General features: G+C 73.8%; 12 protein-coding genes. 6 read left to right on the plus strand and 6 right to left on the minus strand.

Features of this window, described 5'->3' with window-relative positions; all coding sequences use genetic code 11:
* Window positions 1-143 precede the first annotated feature (143 nt).
* Together FRANEAN1_RS08095 and FRANEAN1_RS08100 are read left to right on the plus strand one after the other, a co-directional pair.
* Window positions 144-941, plus strand: a complete 798-nt coding sequence (locus FRANEAN1_RS08095; protein ID WP_020459265.1) for an ABC transporter ATP-binding protein — start codon at window positions 144-146, stop codon at window positions 939-941.
* Complete coding sequence (locus FRANEAN1_RS08100) at window positions 938-3,367, plus strand: ABC transporter permease (RefSeq protein ID WP_020459266.1); 2,430 nt, start codon at window positions 938-940, stop codon at window positions 3,365-3,367. The genes FRANEAN1_RS08095 and FRANEAN1_RS08100 overlap by 4 nt, the downstream gene beginning before the upstream one ends.
* A 15-nt stretch (window positions 3,368-3,382) precedes the next feature.
* Here the strand turns inward: FRANEAN1_RS08100 and FRANEAN1_RS08105 are convergent, their stop codons facing one another.
* From FRANEAN1_RS08105 to FRANEAN1_RS08115, 3 genes are all read right to left on the minus strand, one after another.
* Complete coding sequence (locus FRANEAN1_RS08105; RefSeq protein WP_157472458.1) at window positions 3,383-5,377, minus strand: DUF6461 domain-containing protein; 1,995 nt, start codon at window positions 5,375-5,377, stop codon at window positions 3,383-3,385.
* Between the two features lie 317 nt (window positions 5,378-5,694).
* Window positions 5,695-7,164 (minus strand): glycoside hydrolase family 6 protein, encoded by a 1,470-nt coding sequence (locus FRANEAN1_RS08110; protein ID WP_347177032.1) that lies wholly within the window; start codon window positions 7,162-7,164, stop codon window positions 5,695-5,697.
* 482 nt (window positions 7,165-7,646) lie between these two features.
* The gene (locus tag FRANEAN1_RS08115) at window positions 7,647-8,084 is read right to left on the minus strand and encodes a type II 3-dehydroquinate dehydratase (protein ID WP_020459269.1); all 438 of its coding nucleotides are present in this window, start codon (window positions 8,082-8,084) and stop codon (window positions 7,647-7,649) included.
* Between the two features lie 337 nt (window positions 8,085-8,421).
* Between FRANEAN1_RS08115 and FRANEAN1_RS08120 the strand changes: the two genes are divergently transcribed.
* The 3 genes from FRANEAN1_RS08120 (at window position 8,422) to FRANEAN1_RS08130 (ending at window position 11,621) form a co-directional block, all read left to right on the plus strand.
* Window positions 8,422-9,588 (plus strand): DegT/DnrJ/EryC1/StrS family aminotransferase, encoded by a 1,167-nt coding sequence (locus FRANEAN1_RS08120; RefSeq protein ID WP_020459270.1) that lies wholly within the window; start codon window positions 8,422-8,424, stop codon window positions 9,586-9,588.
* A gap of 218 nt (window positions 9,589-9,806) precedes the next feature.
* Window positions 9,807-10,925 carry a Gfo/Idh/MocA family oxidoreductase gene (locus FRANEAN1_RS08125; protein WP_157473085.1) on the plus strand — a complete coding sequence of 373 codons (1,119 nt, stop codon included), beginning with the start codon at window positions 9,807-9,809 and terminating at the stop codon, window positions 10,923-10,925.
* A gap of 51 nt (window positions 10,926-10,976) precedes the next feature.
* Window positions 10,977-11,621 carry an HAD-IA family hydrolase gene (locus tag FRANEAN1_RS08130; RefSeq protein ID WP_020459272.1) on the plus strand — a complete coding sequence of 215 codons (645 nt, stop codon included), beginning with the start codon at window positions 10,977-10,979 and terminating at the stop codon, window positions 11,619-11,621.
* 88 nt (window positions 11,622-11,709) lie between these two features.
* Here the strand turns inward: FRANEAN1_RS08130 and FRANEAN1_RS08135 are convergent, their stop codons facing one another.
* From FRANEAN1_RS08135 to FRANEAN1_RS08145, 3 genes are read right to left on the minus strand one after another with little or no spacing between them, the layout of a single operon-like run.
* On the minus strand, window positions 11,710-12,795 hold the full coding sequence (locus tag FRANEAN1_RS08135; RefSeq protein ID WP_020459273.1) for an ROK family protein: 1,086 nt from the start codon (window positions 12,793-12,795) through the stop codon (window positions 11,710-11,712).
* Window positions 12,792-13,658 (minus strand): shikimate dehydrogenase, encoded by an 867-nt coding sequence (locus FRANEAN1_RS08140; RefSeq protein WP_157473087.1) that lies wholly within the window; start codon window positions 13,656-13,658, stop codon window positions 12,792-12,794. Before FRANEAN1_RS08140 ends, FRANEAN1_RS08135 begins: the two co-directional genes overlap by 4 nt.
* Window positions 13,659-13,663: 5 nt before the next feature.
* Window positions 13,664-14,758, minus strand: coding sequence for a 3-dehydroquinate synthase family protein (locus FRANEAN1_RS08145; protein WP_020459275.1), 1,095 nt, complete (start codon window positions 14,756-14,758; stop codon window positions 13,664-13,666).
* Window positions 14,759-14,965: 207 nt separating this feature from the next.
* Between FRANEAN1_RS08145 and FRANEAN1_RS08150 the strand changes: the two genes are divergently transcribed.
* Window positions 14,966-17,779: an alpha/beta fold hydrolase gene (locus FRANEAN1_RS08150; RefSeq protein ID WP_020459276.1), complete on the plus strand. Its 2,814-nt coding sequence runs from the start codon at window positions 14,966-14,968 to the stop codon at window positions 17,777-17,779.
* The last annotated feature ends 38 nt before the right edge of the window (window positions 17,780-17,817 follow it).

Below are 17,817 nucleotides of genomic sequence, written 5' to 3' on the forward strand. Positions count from 1 at the left end.
GACCGACGCGGCCCGGATCACTCGCCGGCACAGCCCACCCCGGGGGCTGGCGCCGCCGGTCGGGACGTCGGGCGGTGAACACCGCACGGGTGACCGGCCGCGGGCCGCGTCGTGGCCGACCGACTCAGACCTGTGGAGGACCCATGCCCGCGCCCCCAGCCATCGCCATCCACGACATCACCAAGAGATACGACGGTGCCGCGTCGGCGCTGGCCGGGCTCTCGCTCACCGTGGCACCCGGCGAATCGCTGGCAATCGTCGGGCCGTCCGGCAGTGGCAAGTCGACGCTGCTCAACATGGTGGCCGGGCTGGACCGGCCGAGTACCGGCAGTGTCACGGTCGACGGCGTGCGGGTCGACCGGCTGAACGAGACCGCCGCGGCGAAGTTCCGTCGTGCGCGGATCGGAATGATCTTCCAGTTTTTCAACCTGTTGGATGACCTGACGGTCCTCGACAACGTGCTGCTGCCCGCCCAGCTCGCCGGCACACCGTCGGCCCGGGCACGCGCCCGGGCCGACGAGCTGCTCGGCTACCTCGGTGTGGCCAGGCACGGCGGCGCCTACCCGGGACGGCTGTCCGGCGGCGAGCGCCAGCGGGTCGCCGTCGCCCGCGCACTGATGAACCGGCCCGCGCTTCTCCTCGCGGACGAGCCGACCGGTGCGCTGGACAGCGTCGCCGCCGCCCAGGTTCGGGACCTGCTGGCCGCGGTCAATGCCGACGGGCAGACGCTTCTCCTGGTCACCCACGATGCGGCGCTCGCCGCCTCGTGCGCGAGCCGCACCGTCGAGCTGGCGGACGGGACCGTCGCCCGGGACACCCACGGGTCCGTCGCCCGGGACGCTGAGACGACAGCAGCCTGCGGCACCGACGGGTCCGCCGTCGGCGGGATCGGCGGGACCGGCGGGACCGTGACCGGTGGCCCGGCGCCGGTGTCCCGATGAACCCCGCCGGGCCGCTGGTACGGGTCGTGCTCGCCGGTGTCGGCCGGCGCCGGGCGCAGGCGTCGGTGGTGGCTCTGACCACGCTGCTCGCCGTGACGGCCTCGGTGCTCGCGCTCGGTCTGATCGCCGGGTCGCGCGCACCGTTCGACCGCGCGTTCGCAGCCCAGCACGGCGCGCACCTCACGGTCCAGTTCGACGCGACGAAGGTGACGGCCGCGCGGCTCGCCGCCACCGGGTCGGCGGCGCCGGTGGCGCAGGCTGCCGGCCCGTTCCCCGTCGCCGAGCTGCGGCCCCGGATCGTCGGCGGCCCGCCGGGACTGCCCGTCGGGCTCGGACTGCCATCCCTGACCGTGGTCGGTCGGAACCAGCCGGACAGCGGCCCCGATTCGATCGACCAGGTCGCTGTCATCGAGGGCCGATGGGCCACCAACCGAGGAGAGATCGTTCTCGACCCGGACTCCCTGCCACCCTCGCTGCTCGGCGCCCGCCTCCAGCTGCCCGACCTGCCCGGAGCCCCCGTGCTGACCGTGGTGGGTCTCGCTCACTCGGCCGGTGGCAGCGCCCGGGCCTGGGTCGCGCCGGACGCCCTGGCGGCGTTCGCCTCGCGGGACGTCCCGGCGGGCCTCCAGATGCTCTACCGGCTCACCGCCGCCGGCACCGAGAACGCGATCGACTCCGGCCGGGCGGCGATCTCGGCGGGGATGCCCGCCGGCGCGGTGACCGGGACCAGGTCCTACCTGGACGTCCGGGCGGGCGCGCTCGTCCGGACCGCGGTGTTCACGCCGTTCGTGGCCGCGTTCGGCGTGCTCGGCCTGGCCATGTCCGTGCTGATCGTCGGCACCGTCGTCGCGGGTGGCGTCGGCGCGACGATCTGGCGCACCGGGGTGCTGAGATCGCTGGGACTCACCCCGGCCCAGGCGGCCGGAGCACACGTCGCCCAGGTGCTCGTCCCGGCCACGGGCGGTGTCGGCCTCGGCATCCTGTGCGGCAACCTGCTCGCCATGGTGGTCTTCGCCGGGTCGGCGGCCGCCTACGGCGCCGTCGCGCCGTCCGTGCCGCTCTGGGTCGACGCGGCCGTCGGCGCGGGCGCGCTCGCGCTCGTCGCCGTCGCCGCGCTGCTGCCCGCCCTGCACGCCGGGCGACGCAGCCCCGTCGACGCGATGCGGCTCGGGCGCGTGCCCCGACCGGGCCGCGGTCGGTGGGCGGGCCGGCTCGCCGCCCGGCTGCCGCTGCCACGGCCGTTGAACCTGGGGCTCGCCCATCCGTTCGCCCGTCCCGCCCGCTCGGGCGTGCTCGCCGTCGCGGTGGGCTTCGGGGCGCTGGGGGTCTCGTTCGCGGTCGGCCTGGCCTCGACACTCGACTCCATCGCGGCGGACAACAGCCGGGACGAGGCCGGAGCGGTCGTCGTGAGCACCCACGTCCGGGTGGCGCATGGCCCGAAGGCGGGAGCCGCGGCACCGGGGCCGGCACAGGCACCGGTCGCGGCGGGTGAGGTGGCGGACGCGGGCGATGCCGCGGACGTGGCCAAGGTGATCGCGGCGCAGCCGGGTACCGCCCGCTTCTTCACCAGCGCGCACGCCGAGGTGTACGCGCTCGGGATCGTCGGGCCGGTGACGGTCACCGCCCACACCGGCGACTCATCCTGGGGCGCACGTCCGATGATCTCCGGTGACTGGTTCCGGGGGCCGGGCGAGGCGGTCGCCGACACGCGGTTCCTGGACGAGACCGGCACGGGGATCGGCGACACCGTGACCGTCACCGACCACGGGGCGTCGGTGGCCCTGCGGATCGTCGGCGAGGTCTTCGATCTCGATGACGACACTGTCGACCTCGCCACCGACGAGACCTCGCTGCGCGGTCTCGATCTCGGCCTGGCCGTCGACAGTTTCAGCATCGATCTCCAGCCGGGGACCGACCTGGTGCGCTATGTCGACACCCTGCAGGAAGCGCTCGCCTCCCACCCGGCGGTGGTGCGGGCGAACATCGAGGAGGGCTCCGAAGTGATCGCGGTCATGGACGCGCTGATCGCCTCGCTCACGCTGCTCCTGGTGGTCGTCGCGGGCCTCGGCGTGCTCAACACCGTCGTCCTGGACACCCGGGAGCGTGTCCACGACCTCGGTGTCGTCAAGGCGGTGGGCATGACGCCGCGGCAGGTCCTCGCGATGGTGCTGACCTCGGCCGGGGGCATCGGCGTCTGCGCCGCGGCGATAGGGGTGCCGGCCGGCGTCGCGCTGCACCACCGCGTCGTCCCGCTGATGGGCACGGCCGCCAGGACCGGCATGCCACGGGCGTACATCGACGTGTACGGCCCAGTGGCCGCAGCCCTGCTGGTCCTCGGCGGCCTGCTGATCGCGGTGCTCGGCGCCCTGGTCCCGGCCGGCTGGGCGGCCGGGACCAGGGCCACGACCGCGCTGCGGGCCGAATGACGTGGATCCGCCCGGTCAGTGCTGGTTGATCAGGTATGCCACGTCGTTCTCGATGATCCGGTCCAGGTGCTCGGAGAGGACCGGATGGCCGGTGAACCGCTCGACGACGACGAGGCCCTTGGCGACCCGGTCCGTAGCGCCGGCCAGGTCGACGTCCCGCAGGAGCGGCACGACCGCGTCGGGGACGGCGTCCGGCCCCGGTTCGAACGCGGCGAGCACCTCGCCGTCCCGGGCGAGCGAGAGCCGGGTGAGCGCGTTGATGTTCCAGAACATGCTCGCCGCCAGGCCGTGCCGGGAGACCGCGGACAGCACCGGGTGCCGGGAGCCCTGGAAGCCGTTGTCCTCGACGGCGAGCACCGCGCGGTCGTCGCCGTCGAGCGGCAGGACCAGCACGTACGGGTCGGTGCGCCGGTCGGCGCGCAGCCGGGACAGCGAGCACGGCGCGCCGGGATCGGCGTCGAAGCAGCGCACGACGTCCTCGGGCGAGGCGCCGACCACGATGGTGAACGTGGCGGCCTCGCGGAAGGCGCTGCGCCGGCGCACCCACCGGTAGCGGGTCTCCGGCACCGTCACGACCGGCGGAAGCTCCTCGCCGCGCAGCCGGTGCCCCAGCTGGTCGGTGCGCCGGTGGACGGTCTCGGGCGCGGCCGGGGCGCTCCACACCACCAGCTCGTAGGTCTCGTCCTCGCCGGCGCCGTCCCGGCCGTGGGCGTAAACCCGCAGCCGGTAGTCCCCGGGCCAGGGCGGTGTCGTCAGGTGGCCGAGGTCGGTGGCTGAGCCGGCCCCGGCGCCGACGCCCGTTGTTGTGGTGCCGCCGGCGGTGCTCGCTCCGGCGCCGGCCACCGCGGCGGCGCCGTTCGCGGCCGTCCAGCTCACGTCGACGATCTCGTCCCAGCGGACGGCGTCGGCGGGGACCGGCGGGGCCGGCGGTGTCGCCAGCACCCGCAGCGACACCCGTACCCGGCCCGTGCCCATGCCGGTCCGGACGAGGACACCGCCGGAGACGGCCTCCACCAGGCCGTTGCGGGCGAAGCTCGGCGGATTCGGCAGCTCGCCCTCCACCAGCCCGAAGCAGTGCCCGTCGACGGTGACGCAGCCGGCGGCCTGCCGCGGCAGCCGGTACTCCGCGCGGCGCCGGGCCAGCAGCGCGGCCGGGTAGGCGAGCGGCATCGGCCGGCCCGGCAGCACCAGCGCGACGGACCCCACGGCCGTGCCGACGATCCCCGGCGCGCCGGTGCCGATCATCGGCGGGTCCAGCTCCCGCAGGACGGCGGCGGCGACGGTGACCGCGAGCGCCAGGTGGGCGGCCCCGTGCCGGGCGGCCAGGGTGGGCTCGTCGGCCGGCTCGTCCGGCGGCCCGAACAGGCTCCCGCCGAACGCGGACCCGCCGAACGCGGACCCGCCGTTCGCGGTGCTGCCGAATGCGGTGCCGTCGAGCGGGCGGTCGTCCGAGCCGTGGCCGTCGAGCGGGCCGGCCGCGGCAGGGTCGTCCGCCGCCAGCAGCGGGGCCACGGCGGGATGCTCGACCAGCGCGCGCAGGTAGCTGTGGATCAGATCGGACACCCCGGGATGGACCTCATCCAGGATCGCGACCGCCTGGACCGCCTCGGACTCGCCTGCGGCGGCCGCGGACGCGCGCGATCCGTTCCTGCCGCGCGGCCCGTTCGGCGGGGCGTCGACCAGGCCCCTGGCCAGGCCGCGCGGGGCGCGCAGCGGAAGCTCGTCGATGGCGAGCTCGAGCGCGCCGAGCAGTCGTTCCGGTAGGCGCGGCCCGGCCGAACGCAACGCGGTCAACACCGGTCCGGCGGGTGCGGGCGGGAGCGGGACCGGAGCGGGCGCCGTCGCGCCGAGCCGGCCGAGCTCAGCCGCGGGGGTGGGCGGAATATGGGCCACCAGCTGCGGAAATACCTCCACGACGACGTGCGCGAGCGGATCCAGGAGGTCCGCCGGCAGCTCGACGGTCTGCTCGGGGAGAGAAATCTGACGGCTTTCCAGGTCCGGTCGAAACACCCACGAAACTTTACTGACCGGCTGCTCTTTTCGGCTTGATCGGCGCTCTGACAGCGTGACGATCAGGCAACACACATTCGTGGGGATCGGCCGCGGGTACCGGGCCTTGCATATTTCTGACACCGGTGGCCGCGGTCAGATGTTTGTGTCGAAGCAGGTGGCACCCTGCTTGAACTGGTACGGCGCGGAAATGATCCGGACTGTGGCGGCGCGGAAACCGACAGCGCCGCCGCCGCCCGTCGCCGGCGCCGTGCCCAACCGGGCATGGCGCCGGCCGTTCCACCATCGGGCCAGGCAGCGACCCTGATCAGCGTTCCTCAGCCGGCCCGGCTGCCCAGGCCGACGGCGTAGTCCGGCCAGAACTGGCCGGCGGCGGGGCCGCCGTTGCAGGTGCCGTCCGACTCCCCGGGGATCTTCACCCAGAAGAATGCGTCGACGTCGCTGTCGCCCGTCGCGGCGGTGGGCGGCGTTCCGAGCGCGCGGCCGGGCGGGTTGCACCAGGCGTTGTCCGGCGCCGGGCCCAGCCCGTTGCGACTGGTGTCCACGACGAAGTGGGCTCCGCCGCCCAGCGCGGCGTTGACCGCGTCACCGAAGGCGACTTCGCTGGCGGTGGTACCGAAGTTCGACACGTTCAGTGCGAATCCGCGCGCCCGGTCGACGCCCGCCGACTTCAGCCGGGCGGCGATGGTGGCGGCGCTGTGCCAGCCGGCGTTGCCGGCGTCGAGGTAGACGGTCGCCCCGGCGGCGTTCAGGACGTCGACCGCGTTCGACAGCATCCCGTAGCGCGTCTGCTGGTCGGCGGGGGAGAGGCAATCGATCTGGGCGATGGCGTCGGGCTCGAGCACGACCGCGGCCGGCCCGCCGGCGAGCCCGGCGGCAAAGGCGGCGATCCAGTCGCGATAACCCTGCGCGCCGCCGGCGCCGCCGGCGGAATAGCTTCCGCAGTCGCGGTTCGGAATCGCGTAGGCCACGAAGACGGGCAGCGCGCCGTTACCCCTGATGGTGCTGGCCCGGCCGGCCACGTTGCGCCGGGTCGTGGCCGGATCGGCATATCCGAACCAGTCCGCGTGCGCGCCACGCAGAATCTTCTCCAGCGCAGCGATGGCGGAGGGATTCCCGCCGCGCAGCGCGTTGATCGCGGCGGCGACCTGGTCCGCGGGATCGATGTAGAACCGGGCGCCGGCGAACGGGTTCCCCGCGGCCGCGGCGGCGGCCGCCGGCGCCGCCACCGGCAGGGCCTGCGCGGCGGCGGGCGGCGGAGCGCTTGTGAGCGCGGCCGTGGGCACCTGTACCGCGGTGAGCCCGGAGGCAGCCGGCCGTGGGGGTGCGGTGACGGTGGCGGTGGGCCCGGTCGTGTGGACGGCGGCGGGCGGGGGCACGCGGCCGGCCACGGTCGCCGCGAGCGCGTCCACCGCGGAGTCGGAGCCGTCGGGGCCGGCGAGGCCCCGGCCGAGACCGACCCCACCGAGTAGCGTCAGCGCCGCGGTGACCGCGAACGCCGTGCGGGCGAGCCGGCCATCGAGCGGCGGCCGCCGCGATCCGTGCGCGCCGCTAGAGCGCGCGCCGGCCGAGCGTGCCGCGGCCGGGCGCCTCGCGGTTGAGTGACTCGTGGCCGGGCGAGTCGTGGTCCGGTGAGCGCTCGCCGGGTGATTGGTCTCCGGGTGATTGGTCTCCGGATGAGTGGTCACCGGGTGAATCGATGTCTGGTGATCGGTGTCCGCGCCAGCGGCGGCGTCGCCGCCGAAGCCGTATTCGACGGTGCGCGGCCGGGCGGCGGGATTCCTCATGGGGCGAGCCGCGGGCACGTGCCCTCCCGTCTTCACAATGCGTTGCCTCGGTGGGTCCCCTCCCACTCAGAACTGTAGCAGTGTCAGGCGCGGGAACATGACCGTGCTCATCGAGAATGGGGCAACAGCCTGTGTCGGGAAATCCAATTCCGCCCCAACGTGCCCGACCGGTGGGTGTCCGGCGGGTTCGTACCCGTGCACGGATCTACTCTTACGTGACTGCTGGTCTGGCTCATACCCGGCGGCCGGTCCAGGTCTGGTCCGGCCGGGGCGGGCCGCTGGCCCACAGCGAATTCCGTTGCGCCGGTAATCGTCGTCCGGGGGTAGCCCGTAGGTGCCGGGCGGGGCGGCTCGTGGCGGCGCCGGTCCGCCCACCGTCGATGCCGGGCGTGAGCTTCAACGTGACGTAGCCGTCACGGTGACGACTGTTGCGCGCGAGTAGGCATCGGCGCAATGCGCCGCATCCCGGTGGTGCCGCAGATTCAGGGTGCTGTGACGGTCTTCATGAGCGCGTCGGCGGCCAGTTCGTAGCCGAGCGGGCCGAGCCCGGCGATGATTCCGGCGGCCAGCGGCGAGATGACCGATTCGTGCCGGAACGATTCACGAGCCCACACGTTCGACAGGTGCACCTCGATCCACGGCCGCGGGTAGTTGGCCAGCGCGTCGCGCAGGCTCCAGCCGGCGACCATGAGCGCACCCGGGTTGACGACCGCACCCACGGAGTCGTAGTTGTCCTGGATGGCGTGGATCAGCTCACCCTCGGACTCGCGCTGGATCGACACGATCTTCCAGCCCCGGGCGGCGACCCGCGCGGCCATGGCCTCCTCAATGTCGCGGAGTGTGGCCGTTCCGTAGATCTCGGGCTGGCGCCTGCCGAGAATCCCGAGGTTCGGGCCGTTCAGCAGGAGAAGATTGCTCACAGCGTACCTCTGCAAGGGTGTAGCGGATGTTCGGGCACGGTGTTTATAACAGGGCCCGCGCTTCTCTCCCGGTCGGGGCCCGGCTCTGTGGCGCTGCTCCTACCCGCTCTCGGCCGGATTCGCAAGCTCGATGGTGGTGGGGACCCGTGGTGTCGGGGTGGTGACAGCGTCGTCCGCGGACATCCGGGAGAGCGCTGCCGGTTGCCTGGTGTTCCCGTAGTACCGTCCTTTGCGCACCGGGTTCGATGGATTTTGTCCGCCGAAGGCCGGCATGGGGGGGCTGTCGACATCGCCGCAGCCTCGCAGGCATCTGTATCCGTCATGAAGGGTTAGGTATATGAGCGACAGTCGACGCCCGGCGCCCGAGTTTCCCGCCTGGCCGCAGTTCGACGGCGCGGAACGTGACGGACTGATCCGCGCGCTGGAACAGGGCCAGTGGTGGCGCATGGGCGGTGGCGAGGTCGACGCGTTCGAGCGGGAGTTCGCCGAGTACCACGGCTCGCGCTACGCCCTCGCGGTGACGAACGGCACTCACGCGCTCGAGCTGGCGCTGCAGGTGCTCGGGGTCGGCCCCGGCACGGAGGTCATCGTCCCCGGGTTCACGTTCATCTCCTCGTCGCAGGCGGCCCAGCGGCTCGGTGCAGTCGCCGTCCCGGTCGACGTCGACCTCGACACCTACTGCATCGACCCGGCGGCGGTGGAGACCGCGATCACACCGCGGACGAAGGCGATCATGCCGGTCCACATGGCCGGTCACCTGTCGGACATGGACGCGCTCGCCAAGATCTCCGCGAACACCGGTGTCCCGATCATCCAGGACGCCGCGCACGCCCACGGCACGCAGTGGCAGGGCCGCAAGGTCGGCGAGCACGGCAGCGTCGCGGCCTTCAGCTTCCAGAACGGCAAGCTGATGACGGCCGGCGAGGGCGGTGCGGTGACCTTCCCGGATGCCGAGCTGTACGAGCAGGCGTTCCTGCGGCACAGCTGTGGCCGTCCGCGGACGGATCGCCGCTACTTCCACCAGACGTCCGGCTCGAACTTCCGGATGAACGAGTTCTCGGCATCCGTGCTGCGCGCGCAGCTCGCCCGGCTCGGCGGCCAGATCGACACCCGTGAGCAGCGCTGGCCGGTGCTGTCCGGCCTGCTCGCCGAAATCCCCGGCGTGGTCCCGCAGAGCCGCGACCCGCGCTGTGACCGCAACTCGCACTACATGGCGATGTTCCGGGTGCCCGGGTTCGGCGAGGAGCGGCGCAACGCCCTCGTCGACGCGCTGATCGAGCGCGGCCTGCCGGCGTTCGCGGCGTTCCGCTCGATCTACCGCTCGGACGGCTTCTGGGAGACCGGCGCGCCCGACGAGACCGTGGACCAGATCGCCGCGCGCTGCCCGAACGTCGAGGCGCTGAGCGCGGACGGCATCTGGCTGCACCACCGCACGCTGCTCGGCACCGAGGAGCAGATGCACGACATCGCGGCGATCATCGCCGAGACGCTGGCGGACGCGTGACGACGACCGTGAGCTCGCCGGCCGCTCCGGCCGCTCCGAGTACGCCTGTGGCGCCGTCGGCGGCCCCGGTGCCCGCGGAGGCCCTCGGGTCCGGGGAGGCCCTCGTCTCCGCGAGCGCCCTGGCGTCGTCCGAGGCTCTGGTGGCGTCGGAGGCTCTGGCCTCCGCTGAGGCCCTGGCGGCGCCGGTGGCCCCGCCGTCCGTCGCGTCCTCGGTGACCGTGGTCTCCGCGGCCCCGGGCCGGGTGCGCGTCGCCGTGGTCGGGCTCGGCTGGGCCGGGCGGTCGATCTGGCTGCCCCGCCTGCGCGAGCACGCCGCGTACGACGTGGTCGCACTGGTCGACCCCGACGCGGCGGCCCGGGCCGAGCTGGCCGCGGCGCTGGACGGCCAGGCACCGGTCGGGCTGTTCGATGACCCCGACGCGCTGCGGCGGACCGAGGTGGACCTCGCCGTCGTGGCGGTCCCCAACCACCTGCACAGCTTTGTAGCCGCACGGTTGCTAAACGTCGGGGTTCCGGTCTTCCTGGAGAAGCCCGTCTGCCTCAGCACCGCCGAGGCCGACACCCTGGCCGCCGCCGAGCTGGCCGGCGGGGCGATGCTGCTGGCCGGCAGCGCGTCCCGCTTCCGGGCCGACACCCGCGCGCTCTACGACCTCGCCGGGCGGCTCGGTGAGATCCGGCACGTGGACGTCTCGTGGGTGCGCGCCCGCGGTGTTCCCGACGCCGGCGGCTGGTTCACCCAGCGCAGCCTCGCCGGGGGCGGGGCGCTGGTCGACCTCGGCTGGCACCTGCTCGACGCGGTCGCGCCGTTCGTGGGCACGGACGGCTTCGCCCAGGCCATCGGGACCGTCTCCAGCGACTTCGTCGCCAACGCCGCCTGGGGTGCGGCCTGGCGGCACGAGGACGCCGCGCAGTCCCGGGCCGGAGGCGACGTTGAGGACACGGTCCGCGCGTTCCTCGTCGCGGGCAGTGGCGTGTCGGTGTCGCTGCGCGCGAGCTGGGCGTCGCACCAGGCGCTCGACGCGACGGTGATCCGGGTCGAGGGCAGCGCCGGCACGGCCGAGCTGCGCTGCACCTTCGGCTTCAGCCCGAACCGGCATCCCGCGTCCACGCTGACCTGGACGAAGGACGGCGTGGACAGCGCCGTCGATGTCGTCACCGAGCCGATCGGCGCCGAGTACCGCCGCCAGCTCGACGAGCTCCCGGCGCTGCTCGCCGACGCCGGGCAGCGCGGCCGGGCCGTCGCCCAGGCCCGGTCGACGATCGCCGCCATCGAGCGGGTCTACGACTCCGCGCGACCGCGGAACCACGCCATCCCGGCCGCCCGGGCCGCGTTCTGACGCCGCGAGCACCCACCGCCGACCGCAACGCCGAGCCTTGGGGGGGAACCGATGGGCACCCACGCGATCGTTTTCGACCTTGACGGTGTGATCGTCGACAGCCACGCCGTCATGCGCGAGGCGTTCATGATCGCCTATGCCGAGGTGGTCGGGCCAGGCCCCGCGCCGTTCGAGGAGTACAACCGCCACCTCGGACGGTACTTCCCGGACATCATGCGGATCATGGGCCTGCCGCTCGAGATGGAGGAGCCCTTCGTCCGGGAGAGCTACCGGCTCTCCCGCAAGGTCCTGCTTTTCGAGGGCGTCCGGGAGCTGCTCGGCGACCTGCGCGAGCGCGGCCTGCGGCTCGCGGTGGCGACGGGCAAGAGCGGCCCGCGGGCCCGCGCGCTGCTCACCGAGCTGGAGATCGTTGACTACTTCGAACGGGTTATCGGCTCCGACGAGGTGGCCCACCCCAAGCCGGCCCCGGACATCGTCCTGCTCGCCCTCGACGTGCTCGGTGCCGCGCCCGGCGAGGCGATGATGATCGGCGACGCGGTGACCGACATCCAGAGCGCCCGCGGCGCCGGGGTGCGGGCGGTCGCCGCGATGTGGGGGGAGACCGACGAGGCCGAGCTGTTGGCGGCCGGCCCCGACTCGGTGCTGCGCTCCCCGCGTGAGCTCCTCGGCCTGCTCGGTGACCACCGCGCGGTGTGAACGCTGCGCCGTGAGAACGGCGCGGTGTGTGGATGGCCGTCGGCGGGGCCCGGGTTTTCGCGTCGGGCCCCGCCGGTCCCCGGCCGGCTCACCCCGTCCGGAGCACGCTCCGGGCCGGGTCGAGACCGAGGCCGAGGTGGTCGGCGCGGCGTTCCCGGTCGAGGTCGCGGCCGTCGCCGCGTCCCTCATCGGCGTGGCGGGCGAGGATCACCGCGCCCGCCAGCGATGACAGCCCGCCCAGCGCCGCCGCCCGGACGGGCACCGGCGGATGGCCCGGCCGGGCCATCGCCTGGGCCTGCACGGTGATCGCGTCGACGAGCCCGGGCAGCCCGTCCGCGAACCCGCCGCCGACCACCGCGAGATCCGGCCGCACCAGCTCGGTCAGCCCGACCAGCGTGCCCGCGATCGCGCGCGCCGTCGTCCCGACCGCGGCGCGGGCCCAGCCCGCACCCTCCACCCAGGCCTCGCGCAGCTCCGGATAGGTCACCTCGGCGGCCGCGGCCGGTTCGTCTGACGCGCCCGGTCGGGCGGTGGCGCGTAGTTCGGTGGCCCGGCGCAGCGTGGCCGGTCCGGACGCGAGGGCCTGCAGGCAGCCGTCCCGCCCGCATCGGCACCGCGGCCCGTCCAGCGCCACGATGAGATGGCCGATCTCGCACGAGCCGCGCGCGGTGCCGGGGCAGAGCCGTCCGTCGAGCACGATGCCGCCGCCGATGCCCGTGCCGACCCCCACGTAGACCAGGTTCGCGCTGCCGGCATGGTCCGCTTCGGCAAGCGCGGCGAGGTCACCGTCGTCGCCGAGGGCCACCGGCGCGCCCGTGGCGAGCTCGCGAACCGCCTGACCGAGGTCCAGGCCCGTCCACGACGGCCGGCTCGGCCAGGCCGTGACCCGACCGGACGGGTCGACCGTCGCAGGCATCGCGACGCCGACGCCGGCCAGCCGCCCGTCCCACTCGCCGAGCAGCGCCGCCACGCCCGCCCCGAGATCGCGCAGGTCGGTCTCGGCCGGCACGCCCGCCGACCACCGGAAGCTCGCCTCACGGGGCGCGCCGCCGACCGGCACCAGCCGCAGCGCAACCTTGGTGCCACCGACGTCGATGCCGAGATGGCCGACCGTGCCGGCCGGGCTGGCAGCGCTGGCCGGGCTGGCAGCGCCGGCCGCGCCGACGGGGCTCACCGCGCGCCCGGCAGGCCGAAGAAGGTGCGGTACAGGTCGACCTGTTCGGCCAGCATGTGGATGCCCGGATGGGCGGGCAGACCGCGCTCGGCCGCCGCCTGCAGCAGCCGGGTGCGCGCCGGCTTCATGATGATGTCCGCCACGACGCAGCCCGCCGGCAGCATCGCGGGGTCGAACGGCAACGGGTCGGCCGGGCGCAGCCCGAGCGGCGTGGCGTTCACGATCAGATCGACCTGCCCGGCCGGCGTGGGCGCCGCCGCCGGACCAGCCCGACCGGGCCAGTGCGCGTCCAGCCGTCCCAGCAGTTCGCCCGAACGGGCGGTGTCGGGATCGTGGAGGGCCAGGCTCGCGCAGCCGGCCTCGAGCAGCGCCACCGCGATCGCGCTGCCGGCCCCGCCCGCACCGGCCAGGTGGACCCGGGCCCCCGCCACACGATGCCCCGCGCGGGCCAGGCCGCGGACGAAGCCGGCGCCGTCGAAGTTGTCGGCCAGCCACCGCCCGTCCGGCTCGCGCCGCAGGGCATTCGCGCTGCCGCTTATCCGCGCCGCGGCGGAGCGGACGTCCGCCAGCTCCGCAGCTGCGACCTTGTGCGGGATCGTGATCAGGATGCCGTCCAGGTTGGCCATGGCACACAGCCCGGCCAGCACCGTCGGGAAGTCACGCGGGCGCGCGTGCGCGGGCACCAGGACGGCGTCCAGGCCCGCCTCGGCGAACACCGGGTTCACCAGCATCGGCGCCTGGACCTGCTCGACCGGGTCACCGACGACGGCGTACAGCCGGGTCGTCCCGGTGATCTCCCGCGGCCGCGCAGGCTCCCGCAGATCCGGATCCGGGGCGGCCAGCGTCACCGACCCCCGCGCCATGCTGGTCATGCCGCCTCGCGTTCCATCGCGCCCAGCGTCGCGACCACCAGGTCGGCCGGGACGTCCGGAACCAGCCGGGGGCCGTCCGCCGAGTCGAGGACGAAGGTGAGGCCGGTGTTCGTGGACTTGCCGGTGTTCGTGGACTTCTTGTCCAGCCGCATGGCGGCGACGAGCGCCGCCGTGTCGGCCCCGGCGGGCAGCGCCGTCGGCAGTCCGTAGTGCGAGACCACCTCGAAGTGCTCGTCGGCGCGCCGGTCGTCGATCAGGCCCAGCGCGGCAGCGAGCCGGCCGGCGAAGACCGTCCCGACCGCCACGCCCTCGCCGTGCCGCATCTCGAAGCCGGTGACGATCTCCAGCGCGTGGCCCAGGGTGTGCCCGTAGTTGAGGATGTGGCGCAGGCCGGAGTCGCGCTCGTCGCGGGCCACGACCGAGGCCTTGAGCGCCACGCTGCGCGCGATCTGCTCCTCGACGGGACGTCCGCGCAGGTCGCCGGCGCCGATGAAGTGCGCCCGCGCGATCTCCCCGTAGCCGTTGGTCCACTCGCGCGCGGGCAGCGTCGCCAGGTAGTCGGTGTCGCACAGCACGGCGCTGGGCTGCCAGTAGGCGCCGACCAGGTTCTTGCCGGCCGGCAGGTTCACCGCCGTCTTGCCGCCGACGCTCGCGTCGACCTGCGCCAGCAGCGACGTCGGGAGGTGGATAACCGCGATACCGCGGTGGTAGAGCGCCGCCGCGAGCCCGACGACGTCGGTCGTCGTCCCGCCGCCGCAGGAGACCACCGCGTCCGTGCGAGTCAGGCCGAACGCCGCGAACCGCTCGCAGAGCGCCTGGACGTTGGCCAGGTTCTTGTCCGGCTCGCCGTCGCGGGCGGCGACGCGCAGCGCCGGGACCCCGGGATCGGGTACCGCGTCGTCCTCTGGCCGGGCCGAGACGATCACGACCCGGGACGCGTCGATCCGGGCGACGACCTCCGGCAGCGTGCGCCGGACGCCGGGCCCGATGTCGACGGGATAACCGCGGTCGCCGAGCTCGACCCATACCCGGTGTGTCCCGGGCCCGCCGGCACGGTCGTCGTGCCCGAGTGTCGCGGACGGTGCCGTCATCACGGTCCTTCCGGTGTCTGCTCGGCCGGACACGGATGTCAGGGACATGACACGCCGGCTGAGTCGCGTGGCGATATTCGGGGATGAGTCTGCATCCTGGCATCTCTGATGGCCCGTGTGGGGGAGCGGCGCAGTTGTCCGGTCGTATCATCGGCGATGCTTCCGGATAGCCAGAAACGGAGCGAGAGCGGCCTGGGGGGTCGAAACATGGTCGGAACGCATCCGTTGGCCGTGCTGGCGGCGAATCTCGCGGAACCCGACCCGACAATCGTGGGGCGGTTCTCTCGGATCGTCACAGCGCGTGCCAACGACATTGCGGTACGCGATGAGAAAGCTGCACTGAGCTATGCCGAGCTGGACTCGCGTTCATCCGCGCTGGCTCGTTCGCTTGTCGTCGAGGGGGACGGCGGCAACATCGGGATCCTGCTGGGGCAGGGAGCGCCCGCGATCGTCGCGATGCTGGGCGCGCTGAAGGCCGGGCGGCCGTTCGTGCCGCTCGACCCGATGCTTCCCGCGGCGCGGCTGGGGCAGATCCTGCGGCTGGCGGGGGTCGCCACCTGCGTGACCGACAGCGCGCACACCGAGCTGCTCGCCGCCGCCCGGCTGGAAGCGGCCGACACCGGTCCCGCGCCTGGTCCCGAGCCCGGAACGGTGCCGGGCTCGGAGCACACCCTGATCATTGACGACGGGCCGCCGGCCGGTACCGCCGAGATCGACGACGACCTGCTGCCGGGCCGTCGGGCGCTGCCCACCGACCCAGCCTTCCTGGTGTTCAGCTCCGGCTCCACCGGCGTCCCGAAGGGCGTCGTCTGGCGGAACCGGACCGTGATGAAGGACCTGGACGCGGGCATCGAGCGGGTCGGGATGAACGCCGCCGACCAGATCGCCCTCGTGCTGCCGACCGCGTTCGCCGCCGGCATCACCGTCATGTTCTGGGGGCTGCTCTGCGGCGCCACGCTGCACCCGTTCGACCCGCGGGCCCGCGGGATCGGCGCGATGCCTGCCTGGCTCGTCGACCGCGGCATCACCACGCTGCACCTGACCCCGTCGCTGATGCGCGCGCTGGCCGGCGCCGCCGAGCCCGGGCTGATCCTGGGCGACCTGCGCGCGGTCACCAGCTCCGGTGAGGCCGTGTACGGCCGGGATGTCGCCGCTCTGCGCGAGCTGCTGCCTACAACGTGCACGTTCTACAACTGGTCCGGCTCGACCGAGACCGCCTCGCTCGCCTTCTTCCCGGTCGGATCAGGCGACGAGATTCCGGCCGGTCCACTGCCGGCGGGATGGGCCGTCGACGGCAAGGACATCGAGATCGTCGACGAGCACGGCAAACCCGTACCGGATGGTGCCACCGGCGAAATATCAGTAACGTCAAGGTACCTTTCCGGCGGCTACTGGAACGCCCCCGAGATGACGGCGCAGCGATTTCGACCGGTTCGCCTGAGTGTCGATTCTCCGGCGGACGGCCTGCGGGATTCCGGTGCGCTGGTTTCCGGTGACGAAGCCCTGGCGGGCCCGGCGAGCCCGGCGGACTCCGCGGGCCCGGACCACGACCTGCCCGTCTCCGGCGTCACCGTCACCGGTGAGATCGTCCTCGGTGACCTCGGGTCCCACGAGGTCGTGTACCGCGGCGGGGATCTGGCCCGGCGACGCCCGGACGGGTGCATCGAACTACTCGGCCGCGCCGACGCCGCGGTGAAGATCCGTGGTTACCTGGTCGAGCCCGCCGAGATCGAGACCGTCCTGCTCACCTCGCCGGACGTCCTCGAGGCCGTCGTCGTCGCCGAGCGCGTCGAGGGCGAGCCTCCGCGGCTGGTCGCCTACGTCGTGTGCGCCACCGCGGTGAAGTCGGCGACCGTGGCGATCCGCGGCCTGCTGCGGGAGAAGCTGCCCGCCTACATGGTTCCCTCCTCGGTGATCCTGCTCAACGAGCTGCCCCGCAACGAGCGCGGCAAGATCGACCGGCCCGCGCTGCCGTCGCCGCCGCCCCGGCCTCCCGCCCGCCGTCCCACCGGGCGCAGCCACTGGGAGTTCGCGCTGTGCGACCTGTTCGCGCAGATCCTGAAGGTCGATGAGGTCGGCGTCGACGACGACTTCCTCGAGCTCGGCGGGGACTCGCTGCTCGCCCAGCAGCTCCTCAGCGAGATCGCCACCCGTCTCGGCGTGACCCTGCCGACCTCGGTGCTGGTGGAGGCGCCGACCGTCGCCGCCCTCGCGGCCCGGGTGGCAGGTTCCCAACGGGGCATCCCGACCCATCCGACCTGCGTGCCGCTCAACGTCGACGGCTCGCGTCCGCCGCTGTTCTGCGTCGCCGGCGCGGGCGGGCTCGCCATCAACTTCCTCGGGCTCTCCCGCCTGCTCGGCTCCGACCAGCGGGTCTACGGCCTGCAGGCGCAGGGAATGGAAAGCCGGGCGCTGCCCGACTGGAGCGTCGAGCGCCACGCCCGGCGCCACCTGGCCGTGCTCCGCGTGATCCAGCCGACCGGCCCTTACTACCTCGCCGGCTTCTCGTTCGGCGGGCTGGTCGCCCTGGAGATGGCGCACATGCTCGCCGCCGCCGGCGAGGAGGTGGGGATGCTGCTGCTGCTCGACACCACGCTGCCGCGCTCGGCTCAGTCCGCCGGCGGCGCGCGTCCCAGCGGCGACCCCAGTGGCGGGGGACGCATCACCCGGCTGCTGCCGGACCGGCTCCCGCTGCCGAACGCGTCCAAGCTACGCAAGGCGGCACGCCTGCCGCTGACCGGGCTCGTCCGCTACCCCGGGCTCGTCCAGTTCGACGTGTTCTTCGACCAGGCCCGGTTCATCACCCAGTCGTACCGGGTCCGGCCGTACGCCGGGCGGACCGTCCTCTACCTCGCCGAGGACAACCCCAAGTCCGGTCGGGACGAGTGGCCCACGCACCTGACCGGTGACTCCACCATCGTCACCGTCCCCGGCGAGCACCACACGATGCTCAACGAGCCGAACGTCTCGGTGCTCGCCGCGGACATGCGCGCCCGCCTCGGAGAGTCGATGCAGCTCTAGCCCGGACGACCGGACCGGACCGGGACGGGCCGTACGGT

Source organism: Parafrankia sp. EAN1pec (genome assembly GCF_000018005.1).
Taxonomy (GTDB): domain Bacteria; phylum Actinomycetota; class Actinomycetes; order Frankiales; family Frankiaceae; genus Parafrankia; species Parafrankia soli.

Coding starts and splice junctions, on each gene's coding strand:
- FRANEAN1_RS08100 (WP_020459266.1), top strand. CDS start 938: ATGAACCCCGCCGGGCCGCTGGTACGGGTCGTGCTCGCCGGTGTCGGC.
- FRANEAN1_RS08150 (WP_020459276.1), top strand. CDS start 14,966: ATGGTCGGAACGCATCCGTTGGCCGTGCTGGCGGCGAATCTCGCGGAA.
- FRANEAN1_RS08120 (WP_020459270.1), top strand. CDS start 8,422: ATGAGCGACAGTCGACGCCCGGCGCCCGAGTTTCCCGCCTGGCCGCAG.
- FRANEAN1_RS08095 (WP_020459265.1), top strand. CDS start 144: ATGCCCGCGCCCCCAGCCATCGCCATCCACGACATCACCAAGAGATAC.
- FRANEAN1_RS08130 (WP_020459272.1), top strand. CDS start 10,977: ATGGGCACCCACGCGATCGTTTTCGACCTTGACGGTGTGATCGTCGAC.
- FRANEAN1_RS08140 (WP_157473087.1), bottom strand. CDS start 13,658: ATGGCGCGGGGGTCGGTGACGCTGGCCGCCCCGGATCCGGATCTGCGG.
- FRANEAN1_RS08145 (WP_020459275.1), bottom strand. CDS start 14,758: ATGACGGCACCGTCCGCGACACTCGGGCACGACGACCGTGCCGGCGGG.
- FRANEAN1_RS08110 (WP_347177032.1), bottom strand. CDS start 7,164: ATGAGGAATCCCGCCGCCCGGCCGCGCACCGTCGAATACGGCTTCGGC.